Origin of the sequence: Arthrobacter terrae (genome assembly GCF_015708085.1) — a bacterium.
Classification (GTDB): domain Bacteria; phylum Actinomycetota; class Actinomycetes; order Actinomycetales; family Micrococcaceae; genus Arthrobacter_M; species Arthrobacter_M terrae.
This window is the reverse complement of sequence record NZ_JADNYM010000011.1, coordinates 81533-95251: the sequence shown is the minus strand read 5'-3', so window position 1 is coordinate 95251 and position 13719 is coordinate 81533. Positions and strand designations below refer to the sequence as shown.

The 13719-nt window shown below is 63.0% G+C and carries 10 protein-coding genes; 3 read left to right on the top strand and 7 right to left on the bottom strand.

Features of this window, described 5'->3' with window-relative positions; translation table 11 throughout:
- Positions 1 to 85: 85 nt before the first annotated feature.
- From IV500_RS10145 to purH, 5 genes are all read right to left on the bottom strand, one after another.
- Positions 86 to 1318 carry a branched-chain amino acid ABC transporter permease gene (locus IV500_RS10145; RefSeq protein WP_196396687.1) on the bottom strand — a complete coding sequence of 411 codons (1233 nt, stop codon included), beginning with the start codon at positions 1316 to 1318 and terminating at the stop codon, positions 86 to 88.
- Positions 1315 to 2322 (bottom strand): branched-chain amino acid ABC transporter permease, encoded by a 1008-nt coding sequence (locus IV500_RS10140; RefSeq protein WP_196396686.1) that lies wholly within the window; start codon positions 2320 to 2322, stop codon positions 1315 to 1317. The genes IV500_RS10145 and IV500_RS10140 overlap by 4 nt, the downstream gene beginning before the upstream one ends.
- 140 nt (positions 2323 to 2462) lie before the next feature.
- Positions 2463 to 3695: a branched-chain amino acid ABC transporter substrate-binding protein gene (locus IV500_RS10135; RefSeq protein ID WP_196396685.1), complete on the bottom strand. Its 1233-nt coding sequence runs from the start codon at positions 3693 to 3695 to the stop codon at positions 2463 to 2465.
- A gap of 221 nt (positions 3696 to 3916) precedes the next feature.
- Positions 3917 to 6139, bottom strand: coding sequence for an NADP-dependent isocitrate dehydrogenase (locus IV500_RS10130; protein WP_196396684.1), 2223 nt, complete (start codon positions 6137 to 6139; stop codon positions 3917 to 3919).
- A gap of 91 nt (positions 6140 to 6230) precedes the next feature.
- Complete coding sequence (gene purH, locus IV500_RS10125; protein ID WP_196396683.1) at positions 6231 to 7859, bottom strand: bifunctional phosphoribosylaminoimidazolecarboxamide formyltransferase/IMP cyclohydrolase; 1629 nt, start codon at positions 7857 to 7859, stop codon at positions 6231 to 6233.
- Between the two features lie 94 nt (positions 7860 to 7953).
- Here purH and IV500_RS10120 point away from each other — a divergent pair, with 94 nt between their 5' ends.
- Positions 7954 to 9570 (top strand): glycoside hydrolase family 3 N-terminal domain-containing protein, encoded by a 1617-nt coding sequence (locus tag IV500_RS10120; protein WP_196396682.1) that lies wholly within the window; start codon positions 7954 to 7956, stop codon positions 9568 to 9570.
- A gap of 139 nt (positions 9571 to 9709) precedes the next feature.
- Positions 9710 to 10639 (top strand): N-acetylmuramic acid 6-phosphate etherase, encoded by a 930-nt coding sequence (gene murQ / locus IV500_RS10115; RefSeq protein ID WP_196396681.1) that lies wholly within the window; start codon positions 9710 to 9712, stop codon positions 10637 to 10639.
- A gap of 64 nt (positions 10640 to 10703) precedes the next feature.
- Here the strand turns inward: murQ and purN are convergent, their stop codons facing one another.
- Both purN and IV500_RS10105 read right to left on the bottom strand, forming a co-directional pair.
- Entirely contained in the window at positions 10704 to 11318 is a 615-nt protein-coding gene (purN, locus tag IV500_RS10110) for a phosphoribosylglycinamide formyltransferase (protein WP_196396680.1), read from the bottom strand.
- 26 nt (positions 11319 to 11344) lie between these two features.
- The gene (locus IV500_RS10105; RefSeq protein ID WP_196396679.1) at positions 11345 to 12655 is read right to left on the bottom strand and encodes a cell division protein PerM; all 1311 of its coding nucleotides are present in this window, start codon (positions 12653 to 12655) and stop codon (positions 11345 to 11347) included.
- A 135-nt stretch (positions 12656 to 12790) separates the two neighbouring features.
- Between IV500_RS10105 and IV500_RS10100 the strand changes: the two genes are divergently transcribed.
- The gene (locus IV500_RS10100) at positions 12791 to 13711 is read left to right on the top strand and encodes a transporter substrate-binding domain-containing protein (protein ID WP_196396678.1); all 921 of its coding nucleotides are present in this window, start codon (positions 12791 to 12793) and stop codon (positions 13709 to 13711) included.
- The last annotated feature ends 8 nt before the right edge of the window (positions 13712 to 13719 follow it).

Genomic DNA, 13719 nt, shown 5'->3' with positions numbered 1-13719 from the left:
TGGTGTCCGTCGCCGTCGGGATCGACCGGCTTACCCACCGGCCAGTCCGCCGTGTGCCTCGGCAGGTCCTCGTTGTGATCTCCGCTCATGCCTGCGCTCCTTTTTCCTGCGCCGTGCCGGTGGTCCGCTTCGCGCCCGTGCCGTGTTCGCCGTCGTCCCTCTTGAACATCCACTTGACCGCGTCACGGCCATAAGCCAGCAGCTTCTGCCGCGCCGGGAAGAGTCCCTGCGAGCGGAATATCATGATGACCACCAGGAGAATACCGAAAATCAAATATTTGTATTCGGCAATGGCAGTGAAACGCAGCGGTATGTAGCTGACCAGCGCACCGCCGACAATGGCACCCACCTTATTGCCGGCCCCACCGAGAACAACGGCAGCGACGAACAGAATGGAGGTGTAGACGTCAAAACGCTGGTTACTGATGAAACCGACCTGACCGGAAAAAAGTGCACCGGAGAGCCCGCCGATGGAAGCGCCGATCGCGAAGGCCCAGACCTTGTACTTGAAGGTTGGAACGCCCATGATCTCCGCGGCGTCCTCGTCCTCGCGGATGGCCACCCAGGCCCGGCCAACTCGGCTGCGCTCCAGATTACCAACCAGCAGCAGCACGATGATGATCACGGTGAGGATCAGCCAATACCAGGGAACGCCGTTGGAGTTAGTGAAGATGGGATTCCCATCGGCGGCGGTGCCCGGCGGGTGGCCGACCGACTGGAAGCCGACCTGTCCCTTCATGGCCGGGATGATGGTCGCCAGAATCCGGACAATTTCGCCAAAACCCAGCGTCACAATGGCCAGGTAGTCACCGCGAAGCCGCAGGGTGGGAATGCCGAGTATGACACCAAAGAACATCGTGACGGCCATGGCTACCGGGATGGTCCACAGATACGGGATCTTCAGGAACGCGGAATCCGGACTGGTCAGCATGGCCGACACATACGCACCGACGGCGAAGAAGGCAACGTAACCAAGGTCCAGCAGGCCGGCGTAGCCGATGACCACGTTCAGACCAATGGCGATCAGCGCGAAGCGCGCCATATCGAAGCAGGCCAGACCGAAGTTATTACCCGGCTCGGTGGTGATAATAGGGGGGTTGATGACCGGGAGCAGGTACGCAAGCACCACCACGATAATCAGGAAACACCATTGCTGCTGCCGGCTCAGCGCATTCCAGCGCTGTCCCAGCGAGCCTGGCTTTTTGCCTCTCCGGCCCGCAATACTGGCGCCCGGTGCTGTGGTTAGTCCCTCCCGATCCGCGGCAGACTGCGCCGCTTTGGCCGAGGACAAGGGCGTGGGGCCATCTGTCATACTCATGCTTTGCTCCTTCCAAGGGAAGTACCCAGGATGCCCTCGGGCCGGACCAGCAGCACCAGTACCAGCACCATGAAGGCGACGACGTCGGTCCACTGCGAATTACCGAGCAGGATCTGGCCGTAGTTACCAATCAGGCCCAGCAGCAGGCCGCCGAGCAGGGCGCCACGGACGTTGCCGATGCCGCCCAGTACTGCTGCGGCGAAGGCCTTGATCCCCAGGACGAAGCCGCCGGTGTACTGCACGCCGGAAGGAATTTTCATCACGTAGAACAGCGCCGCAGCGCCGGCAAGAATACCGCCGATCACGAACGTGATGATGATGATGCGCTCCTTGTTCACACCCATCAGGGTGGCAGTGTCAGGATCCTGTGCAACGGCACGGATGCCGCGCCCCGTCCGTGACTTACTGATGAACCGCTCCGTTGCGACCATCATGATGACGGCCGCAATAACAATGACCAGTTGCTGGGAATCAACGATGGTACCGAAAACGTCAAAGATGGGCGTCGGCTTAAACATGGTGACGGCCGGTTCGGCGTTTGGTCCGCGGATGAGACGAATAATGTACTGAATGGTGAAGGAAACGCCGATGGCGGTGATCAGGAAAACCAGCCGCGGTGCGTTGCGCTTCCGCAGCGGCTTATACGCGATCCGCTCCACCAGGAACGCTGTCAGCGCGGACGCGATCATGGCGATGATCAGGGCCAAAAGCAGATTCAGCACAATCGCAGCCAGCGACAAATGTGGGGCATTGGGTCCAAACCCAAGGCCGCTGAGGGTAAAGAAGACCGCGTAGCAGCCGATGATAAAAACTTCTGAGTGAGCGAAGTTAATCAGGTTCAGCACGCCGTAAACGAGCGTGTAGCCCAGGGCCACGAGCGCATAGATGGACCCGAAAGTCAGGCCGTCAAAAGTGGCGCTCCAGAAATTTTGGCCCAAGGCGACGACATCGAAGCTGATCCAATCGTTGTCCATGGGCATGGACGTCAGTAGTGAAGAGAGCATTGGCACATCCTGGTTGAGTCCGGCAAGGGGATCAGCACTGATCCGCACGGACAATCGGTAACTGTCGGCTATTGATGCGGCCAAGACAATGCTGCGGGACCGTGTCTACCGGGCCCGCAGCATCATCTGTGTATTGCCGGTTACTCGCCGATCGCGCCCACGGGCACAATCTTGCCGTTTTCCACTTTGTAGCCATAGACGGTCGGGGCCTGCAGCTCGCCCTTGTCGTTCCACTTGTAATGCTTGCTCAGGCCATCCTTGTCATAGGACTTGACCCAGGAGAGCAGATCCGCCCGGGACTGCTTGCCTGCGTCAATGCCGGCCAGCAGCACCGTTGCGGCGTCGTAGCCTTCAATGGAGTAGGTTCCCGGCTCCGCATTGGCCAGGGTCTTGTACGCGCTCTCGAAGGAGGGAATCAGCTCACCCGGGATACAGGGGCAAGTGAAGTAGGCGTTATTGGAGGAATCTCCGGCCTGCTTGATGAACTGGTCATCCTTCAGACCGTCCGGGCCAACGAAAGTTCCGGTGAAGCCCTTGCTGACCAACTGCTGGTCGAAGGGTGCACCCTCGGCGTAGTAACCCGAGTAGAACACGGCATCAGCTTTAGAGTTCATGATTTTGGAAATGACCGCGGAGAAGTCCTTCTGCCCGGTGGTGACCTTGTCGGTCCCCACCAGCGCGCTGCCCAGGCCATCTGACGTGGTCTTACCCAAACCAATTCCATAGTCGGAATCATCCTGGACAATGTAGACCTTCTTGGCCCCGAGCTTGCCGGTCATGAACTTCGCTGCCGCCGGACCCTGTACGGCGTCATTGCCCAGGCCCCGGAAGAAGGTGGTCCAGCCGTTATCCGTCAGGGTCGGATTCGTGGCCGCAGGGGTGATGTGGACCAGCTTTGCCTGCTCGAAAATGTTCCCCGTTGCCTTGGACTCCCCGGAGAACGGCAGGCCGACGACGCCAATAATGCCGGGTTCGGTGGTCACCTGCGTGACTGGTCCCGTTGCCTTGCTGGGATCGCCCTCGGTATCGAATTTCTTGAACTGCACCTGGCAGCCGGCATTCGCGGCGTTGTGTTCGTTGATCGCGAGCTGAATCCCGTTGAAAATGTTAATGCCGAGCTGGGCATTGGGGCCGGTCTCCGCACCAGCATAGGCCAGTGTCGTGGTGGCGGGGCAGGTAGCGTTGCCGTCACCCTTGGGCAAAACCGCGTTGGCGGGAGTATCGATCTTGGTCAGTGCCGGAATGTCCACCTTGCCGCCGGCAGCAGCAGTATCCGATGACGTGCCGGTGCCTGCCTGGTTGGCACACGATGACATCAGCATGCCAAGCGTGGCGGCGATCGCCAGGGTTGTAACGACTTTCTTGCGGTACATAGATTTGCCTTTCGAGCCGCATCCGAAGCACAGGCGTCCCTAATATCTCGGGCGTCGCACTCGGTTCGAGGTTGTGTTCCCTGACACTACAACGAAATGTGGCGTTCGCCACATTCGAAACAGTAGAAATAAGGTAACGGGTCCACAACGAAACTGCCCGCCTTCCCATGCGGGAAAGCGGGCAGCAGGCATACCGGGCCCTGAAAGCTACCGAACGGTAGCTAAGCGCTCAATCCGGCCAGCACCTCATTGAGCTTCGCGGAAGGCCGCATCACGGCTGCAGCCAGGGCCGCATCCGGGCGATAGTAGCCGGCGAGGTCCACCGGCGAACCCTGCACGGCAAGCAGCTGGGCAACAATGGTTTCCTCGTTGGCGGTCAGCGCCTCGGCAACCGCGGCGAAGGCGGCAGCCAGCTCCGCGTCGTCGTCCTGCTGCGCCAGTTCCTGCGCCCAGTACTGCGCCAAATAGAAGTGGCTTCCACGGTTGTCCAGTTCCCCGACCTTCCGGCTCGGAGACTTATTCTCCAGCAAAAAGGTTCCGGTGGCGCGGTCCAGCGTGTCCGCCAAAATCCGGGCGCGGGCGTTGCCGGTGGACGTGGCGAGGTGCTCGAAGCTGACGGCGAGTGCAAGGAATTCGCCCAGGCTGTCCCAGCGCAAATGATTTTCTTTCAGCAGCTGCTGAACGTGCTTGGGCGCCGATCCCCCGGCACCGGTTTCGAAAAGGCCGCCGCCATTGATCAGCGGAACAATGGAAAGCATCTTGGCGCTGGTGCCCAGTTCAAGGATCGGGAACAGATCGGTCAGGTAGTCGCGCAGCACATTGCCGGAGACCGAAATCGTGTCCTCGCCCTTGCGCAGCCGCCCCAGCGTGAAGGTAGTGGCATCCTCCGGCGTCATGATCCGGATCTGCAGGCCCTCGGTGTCATGGTCGCGCAGATACTCCGTGACCTTCTCGATCAGCTTTGCATCATGGGCCCGGCCCTTGTCCAGCCAGAAAACCGCCGGAGTCTGCGAGGCACGGGCACGGGTGACCGCCAGCTTGACCCAGTCGCGGATCGGCAGGTCCTTGGTCTGGCAGGCGCGCCAGATGTCACCGGGGGAAACCTGATGCTCGATCAGTACAGCGCCGGAGGCATCGACGATCTGCACGCTACCTGCGGCCTGGATCTCAAAGGTCTTGTCATGGCTGCCGTATTCCTCGGCCGCCTGGGCCATCAGGCCGACGTTGGGGACGGTGCCCATGGTGGTCGGGTCGTAGGCGCCGTGGGCACGGCAATCGTCAATAACCGCCTGGTATACGCCCGCGTAGCTGCTGTCCGGGATCACGGCAAGGGTGTCCGCGGCCTTACCGTCCGGGCCCCACATCTTTCCGGAGGTGCGGATCATGGCAGGCATGGACGCGTCAACAATGACATCGCTGGGGGCGTGCAGGTTTGTGACGCCCTTATCCGAATCAACCATCGCCAGCGCCGGGCCCTCTGCCAGACCCGCCGTTATGGCTGCCGTAACACCCTCACGGACGTCCGCCGGGAGGGCATCGAGGCCGTTGAGGATGGAGGCCAGGCCATTGTTGGGGCTCAGCCCGGCCGCTGCCAGCTTATCGCCAAAGCGGGCGAACAGTTCGGGCAGGAAGGCCTTCACGACGTGCCCGAAGATGATCGGATCGGAGACCTTCATCATGGTCGCCTTCAGATGGACCGAGAACAGCACGTTTTCTTCCTTGGCACGGGATATCTGAGCAGCCAGAAACTCCTCGAGGGCAGCCGCGCGCAATACCGTACCGTCAACTACCTCGCCGGCCAGGACGGGAAAGGAGTCTTTCAGCACGGTGGCAGTGCCATCTTCGGCGACAAACTGGATTTTGATGCTGCCCGCTTCCGGGATCAGCACGGACTTCTCATTCGAGCGGAAGTCCTCTGCACTCATGTGGGCCACGTTGGTTTTCGAATCCGCAGACCAGGCTCCCATGCTGTGCGGGTGCTTGCGGGCGTAATTCTTCACCGACAGTGGCGCCCGCCGGTCGGAGTTACCCTCACGCAGCACCGGATTAACCGCCGAACCCTTGATCTTGTCGTAGCGGGCGCGAACGTCCTTTTCCACATCCGTGGCAGGATCATCCGGGTAGTCCGGCAGGTCATATCCCTGCCCCTGAAGCTCGGCAACCGCGGCTTTCAGCTGCGGGGCGGAGGCACTGATATTGGGCAGCTTAATAATGTTCGCTTCCGGACTGTTCGCCAGCTGTCCCAATTCCGCCAGTGCGTCGGGTGTCCGCTGATCCTCGCTGAGGTAATCACCGAAGACCGAGATGATGCGGCCGGAGAGCGAGATATCGCGCGTCTGAATTTCCACACCCGCCGTCGATGCGAATGCCTCGACAATCGGCAGGAACGAATAGGTGGCCAACATCGGCGCTTCGTCGGTGTGGGTATAAACAATCTTGGCCATTTGTGCGCCATCTCCTACGGGTAAGGCCGGCAGAAACCTGTAACTGCCGACGAAACTTTCGTTATATTCTTACCTCCAACTTACCTGAGGGCTAGTGGAAGAAGTGCCGGGAGCCGGTCAGGTACATCGTGACACCGGCGGCCTCGGCGGCAGCGATAACTTCCTCGTCGCGCACCGAACCACCGGGCTGGACGACGGCCCGCACACCGGCATCGAGCAAAATCTGCAGCCCATCGGCGAAGGGGAAGAAAGCATCCGAAGCGGCGACGGCCCCGCGCGCCCGTTCAATGGCCATTCCGTCGTCGTCAGCGGCCAGCGAGTTGGCCCGCTGCACGGCAAGCCTGCATGAATCCACCCGGTTGACCTGGCCCATCCCCACACCCACCGATGCGCCATTGTTGGCCAGCAGAATCCCGTTGGACTTCACTCCGCGCAGGGCCTTCCACGCGAACGCCAGGTCAGCTAGTGTTCCGGGGTCCGCTGCAGCACCGGCTACCAGCGTCCAGCTCTGCGGGTTATCCCCCGGAGCGTCCATCCGGTCCGTGGCCTGGATCAGCATGCCGCCGGAAACCTGGCGAAATTCCACCGCGGCCCGGGCGTACCCCTCCGGCAGGGTGAGCAGGCGGATATCCGCGCGCTTCTGCAGCCGTTCCAGCGCCTCCGGCTCGAAGGACGGCGCAATAATAACCTCGGTGAAAACACCCTTCAGGCCGGCAGCCATCGCGTGCGTAATGGGCCGGTTGGACGCAATAACGCCGCCGTAGGCCGAGCTTGGATCGCAGGCCTGCGCTTTGGCATGCGCCTGTGCCACCGGGTCCACCGCATCCGCACCGGCCACTGCAACGCCGCAGGGGTTGGCGTGCTTGACCACGGCCACCGCGGGTTCGTCGAATTCAAAGGCCGTCCGCAGCGCAGCATCCGCGTCTACATAGTTGTTGTAGCTCATCGGCTTGCCGTGCAGCTGGTCCGCCTGCGCGATCCCCGGCGTTGCGGCCTTATCCACGTACAACGCCGCGGCCTGATGCGGGTTCTCCCCGTAGCGCAGCACCTCGGAGCGCTCCAGGGCGACGCCGGCGTATGCGGGCCAGTGCTCGCCGTCGTCGTTAAGTTCTTTGGCCGTCCAGGCCGCAACCGCATTGTCATAGGCCGCGGTATGGGCGAAGGCCAGCGACGCGAGCCGACGGCGGCCGGCGAGATTGAACCCACCCTGCTGCGCGGCAGCGATGACGTCGGGGTAGCTCTTCGGATCCACTACAACGGCCACCGAGGCGTGGTTCTTCGCCGCGGCACGAACCATGGACGGGCCACCGATGTCGATCTGCTCGACGACCTCATCAGTGGCCGCACCGGACGCGACGGTGTCGGCAAACGGATAAAGATTGACGACGACGAGATCAAACGTGTCGATGTCCATGTCCGCGAGCTGCTGCACGTGATCCGGCAGCCGTCGATCGGCAAGGATGCCGGCGTGGATCCGCGGGTGCAGCGTCTTGACGCGGCCGTCGAGCATCTCCGGCGAACCGGTCACCTCTTCCACGCCCTGCACCGGAATGTCCGCCGCGGCGATCCGGGCCGCCGTCGAACCGGTGGAAACTATACGCACTCCCGCCGCATGCAGGCCGGCCGCGAGTTCCTCCAGCCCCGTCTTGTCATACACCGAAATCAGCGCCCGGCGAATGGGTACCCGGTCAAGCTGTACAGGTTCAAGGGGGTTGCTCACGGATTCTTCTCCAGTACGTAGGTCTTTGACGCTGCGGCGCGTCCGGGAAGGGGATGCCTCAAGTTTAGGCCCCCTGCATCTGTAGCCTTGCAGTATGACCGAGACCACTTTCGTTCCCGCAGCTGTGCAATCCTCGGATTCTCTCTGTCTTCGACGCCTGGTCAACGGGGTTATCTGGCCCGGGTTCATCGGCACTACGGTCCCTGCCTGGCTACGGCAAGCGCTGGCGGAAGGGCTGGCAGGAGTGGTCTATTTCAGCCACAATTTCCTTCCCGGCACGCCCGGACAGCCGGCCGGGCTTTCGGCCGCGATCCGGGCGCTCAATCCGCTGGCCGTGATCGGCTCCGACGAGGAGGGCGGTAACGTCACGCGGCTGCAGTTCCGCGCCGGCTCGGACCTTCCGGGGGCAGCGGTGCTCGGGCAGCTCGACGACGTTGCCCTCACCGAGGCGGCCGGCGCCGCGATCGGGACAATGTGCAAGGAGGCGGGCGTCAACCTGGTGATCGGGCCGGTGGCGGACGTGAACACGAACCCGCTCAATCCGGTCATTGGGGTGCGTTCCTTTGGCGCTGACACGGATCTGGTCAGCAGGCACACCGCGGCCATGGTGCGGGGCATCCAATCCACCGGAGTCGGTGCCTGCGCCAAGCATTTCCCGGGCCACGGGGACACCGTTGGCGATTCGCACACGTCACTGCCGCGGCTGGAGATGACCCTCGAGGACGTCACCGGCATCCACCTGCCGCCATTCCTTGCCGCCGTACAGGCCGGTGCCGCGGCGATGATGAGCGCGCATATCGTGATTCCCGAGCTTGGCGAAGCCCCAGCCACGCTGAATCCGGCGGCCGGGGAGTTATTGCGCCGGAATGGTTTTGCCGGTCTATTGATCACCGATGCCTTGGATATGGCTGCAATCAAGGACACCGTAGGGATGGGACGTGGTGCCGTGTTGTCCCTGCTGGCGGGAGCGGACCTGCTCTGCGTCGGCAACCCTGCCAATCCGTACAGCAGCAGCTCCTCCAACGATGCAGCCCACGGTGCAGGAGCTGAGGGCGCAGGATTCAGCACCGGCTGGGAAGACTACGCAGAAGTCTTCGATGCCCTGCTGGCCGCCGCGGTGGACGGTACGCTCCCCCGCCCGGTGCTGGAACGGGCCGCGGGTCGGGTTGCGGCATTTGCGGCCCGCTCGGTGCAGGCCCTAACGGAACAGGTTCAAACGGCGCCGGTTCAAACGGTGCCACTGGCCGGGGACTGGGTTGACGCTGCCATGCGTGCCTGCACCTGGGCCGGTCCCGGCCCCGTGCCACGGTTGCCGGCGGGCAGCACAGACATCGACGTCGTCGACCTGCGCCTCGGTCATAATATGGCTGCCGGCGCCAGCGGGAACTTCTTTGCCGTAGCCCTGGCCGAGGTTCTTTCTGTGCGGACAGTTACCGTGCAAGAACTTCGCGACGGGATTAAACGGATTAAGGCCGGTACCTGGTCCGGCAACCCATGCGTCGTGCTGATTGATGCACTTCGGGATCCCTGCCAGAGGAGCCCGCTGGCCGACTTGGCCGGGCTGGTACCGGAGGCCATCTGCATTAACGCAGGACTTGCTGACAGCTATCAGCCAGCTGGCGCCGGAACTCCTCCCCCGCTGCCCACCATCAACTGCTATGGGTCCTCCCGGGTGAGTGCACGCGCGGTGGTGCGGCTGCTGATGGGATAACTTCCGTTACCAGGCCGCCACCTCCGGCTGTTCCGGCCCGCCGCTAAGGAACCGCGGCGGTCGTTTCGGTCACCCACTGGACTGCAGTTAGAATCACGTAGATCATCTACCCGCAAACGAATTTCCAGGTGCAACAGCCATGACCGAGCCGGACAAATTTGCCGCCCTCCGTACCGAGCTGGCGGAGCTGGTGACGGAAGCTTCCAATGATGCGCACGAAGACCTGGCAGGCATGAGCACCGCGGAGCTGGTGATGGCCATGAACGGCGAGGATGCAAAGGTTGCCCCGGCCATTGCGGATTCGGCTGCAGCGATTGCCCGCTGCATCGATGCTATTGCCGCAAGAATGGCCAGCGGTGGCCGGCTCATCTACATTGGCGCCGGGACCCCTGGCCGCATCGGCATTTTGGACGCAAGTGAATGCCCTCCGACCTTCGGCACCGACCCCGCGCTGGTGGTCGGCGTTATCGCCGGCGGAAGCCGCGCCATCCAAGGAGCCGTGGAGGATGCAGAGGACGACACTGCTGCCGGGGAAGCGGACATCGCCGCGCTGGAAATCTGCGGCCTCGACTCCGTCATTGGCATCTCTGCCTCCGGACGCACGCCCTACGTGATCGCCGCGGTGCAGGCCGCTGCAGCCGCCGGAGCCTTCACCGTCGGGCTGGCCTGCAATGCGGGGTCCCCCTTGGGACGTGCAGCCGAAATTGCGCTGGAAATTGAGGTAGGGCCGGAATTTCTGGCCGGCTCCACCCGGCTCAAAGCAGGCACAGTTCAGAAACTGGTGCTCAATATGATCAGCACCATCACCATGGTCCGGCTGGGGAAGACTTACCGGAACCTCATGGTTGACCTGCGCGCCAGCAATGGGAAACTGCACGCCCGCAGCGAACGGACCGTCGTCCGTGCCACCGGCACGGACCCGGCCACCGCGGCCGCCGTGCTGGAATCCGTGGCCGGATCGGTCAAGGCCGCCATTTTGGTGATTATGACCGGGCTGCCGCCCGAACAGGCCAGCGGATTGCTGGCCAAGCACGCCGGGCATCTGCAGCAGGCCATCGATGCTCCCTGATCGGGGAGCTTTTCCGTTGCCGTGCCGCCGTCCGCGCTTACCGGGGCTCTTCGCGCCCACCGGCTTACTGGTGGTTGCCGCCGTCGTCCTGATGCTTGTTGCCCCGCCCCGGACCAGGGCCTGACGCGAGCTCAGCGAGCACCTGGATCAGCAGCGTGCGTTCGGCCAGCTTGATCCGCTCGTGCAGTGATTCTTCGGTGTCCTCCGGCAGCACGGCCACGGCAGTTTGCGCGATGATCGGGCCGGTATCCACTCCGGCGTCGGCAAAATGCACCGTACAGCCGGTGACTTTGACACCATATTCCAGCGCGTCGCGGACGCCGTGTGCGCCCGGAAACGCCGGCAGCAGGGCCGGATGCGTGTTCACGTAACGGCCGGGAAACGCATCGATGAAGTCCGCGGCAACAATCCGCATAAAACCGGACGAAATGACGTAATCCGGTGCGTAGCGGGCGACGGCGGCAAGCAGCGCCGCGTCCCACTCACCGCGGGTGGCGAAAGCTTTAAAGTCCACAACAAAGGTTTCAAGGCCCGCCGCCGCAGAGCGTGCCACACCCAACGTACCGGGCCGGTCCGCACCCACCGCGGCGATTTCCACCGGCAGGTGGCCCGCGCCGATGTCGTCAATGACGGCCTGCAGGTTGGAGCCGGTGCCGGAAACGAGGACTACGATGCGCATGCTACAACCTTAGGTGGACGGATTCGTCAGCGCTCCGGGACAGTCCCGGGCCCGTGCCCTGGCTCGCGCTCCAGCCAGGGCCCGGCCGCGTAGCCAATGACGACACCGACTGCCACTTCAACCGCCACCCAGAGCGCGGTAGTGAGGAAGTCGGGACCGATGTCCGTCAGCCGGCCGATCCCGGCCGAGCCGTGCGACAGCAGCGCTGCAGCACCGGTCAGAATGCCTGCCACTGCACCGATCACGGCGGCTAACGCGAGGGTGGAGGCCGTGGCCGTAAACCAGCGCGCCTTGAGCTTAATGGAGAGCCATTCGTCAAAGTGGTTCTCCCCTTCGCGCAGGAACCACCAGCCCGCCAGCGCCCCCGCCAGAACCGGAATCACCATGGCTACGACGCCCCAGGACAGCGCTCCGGTCGGAAGCGCACCAAGAATTGGAATGGCGGGCACCGGCGCGACCGAGGTGCCCAGCGCAGAAACGGAGGAACCGACGCCGATGGCAAAGCCTGAACCGGACGCCCAGGCGAGGGCCCACACGGCCAGATTGGGCAGGAAACCGAGCTGGATGATGGTCAGTACTATGCCTCCCACCACACCGGTCTTGAGTCCCTCGTAGACCGTCACGATGTCCGACCAGTGCCAGAGAATATTGACCACCAAGAGCACAGTGGAGAGGACAAGTGCGCCCAGCAGCGCCACAAAACCTGCGCGGACTGCGGCCCAGACATAGGATCCGGCCCAGCGCGAGTGCTGGCTGGTGGCGGCAATCCAGTCGGCCGCGTCTACCCCGATCAACCGTCCCCAGGTCCCGGCCTCCCGCCGCGCCCCGATGATCAGCCCCAGGCCCACCGGAATCAGCGGAATCAGCGTTCCCGGGACGAGACCGGCAGCCACCTCGGGCGTTCGGCAGATAAAAGTCGTTCCCAGGCCCGCGGCACCATAGACGCCCAGGGCGCCCAGGACCCCCTGCCAGAGCTGGTCGGTGTAGGACGCCCGGGCCAGCCGCCTGCCCGCCCGCCAGGAGAGTAAAAAGGGGATCGCCGTCAGGCCCAGCGGAATCAGCGTCAGAGTACCGGTCTGCAGGGAAGCGGAGCTGGGCCCGTCGTTGAAGGCCAGGTTCAGCGGGACTGCGTGCACTACCAGCCAGATCTGCCCACCGAGCCGGGCCAGCGCGTCGGCTGACTTATCCGCAAAACCGCCAGCGAACCAAACTCCGCCCAGCGGCAGCAGGACCAGCAACGCAGAAAATACGAGTACCTGTGCAGATTCAAACACACCCTGCAGCCACAACGGCATCGGAATTCCCCGTTGGCCACCCCGGCCCGTCGTCAGTCTCATTGTCTTCTATCGTCCCATGCGGCTGTACCTCCCAGCTACGGGCAACGCCGGGAGCAGCGACTTACCTGCCCGCGGGTGACTAAGCTGTCCTCATTAGTCATTCCGGGTGAATATCGCTGGCGAAGGAGCCATCACATGAAATCGGTGAAAAATATCAGGGTGGGAGCGGCAGCCGTGGCCGGACTGCTCGTTCTGGGGTTAGTGGCATGCAGCCCCGAGGCTCCTGGGACGCCGGCTGCCAGCAGTTCGGGTGCCGGTTACGACGACGTTATTAGCGCAGGTGCTACGGCCAGCGATGCAACGGTGGCAGCCAACCAGTGGGCGAGCCAAATCAAGAGCAATGGCGTCCTGCATGTCGGCGGCACCGAGACGTCCCAGTTGTTTAGCCTGCTCAATCCCACTACCGGGAAGGCTGTGGGTTTTGACGCCGGGCTCTCTCAGCTGCTGGCCAAATACATCATCGGTGAACCCAAGACCAAGCTTGACCAGGTCACGGTTGATACGCGTGAGGACCTCTTGGTGAACAAGTCGGTGGACGCGATCATCGCCACCTATTCGATCACCGACAAACGCGCCGCGCGGGTCGACTTTGCCGGGCCCTATTACTCGTCCCAGGCCGGCATTTTGGTTAAGTCGACAACTACCGACATCAAGTCGGTGGCCGATCTGGCCGGTAAAACGGTGGCCACCCAGGCTGCCTCAACGGGTGTGACACTGCTGGCCAATGAGGCCCCGGACGCGAAGGTGCTGGCACTGCCGGACAATGCGCAGTGCCTGGCTGCCGTGCAGCAGGGCCGGGCGGACGCGTACGTTATCGACCAATCCCTGCTCCTGAACGCCCTGGTCGGCAACAAGGATGTGAAAATCGTCGGGGACCCCTTCGGGCCAAAGGATAACTACGGTATTGGGGTGCCAAAGGGAACCGATGCCAAGGCGTTTGTTAATGATTGGCTCAAGAAGATCATTGCCGACGGAACGTGGCTTAAGCTCTGGCAGGCAACCATCGGGGCGCAAACCGGGACCTCCACGACCCCCACCCCGCCGACCGTCGGATAGCGTTCGGC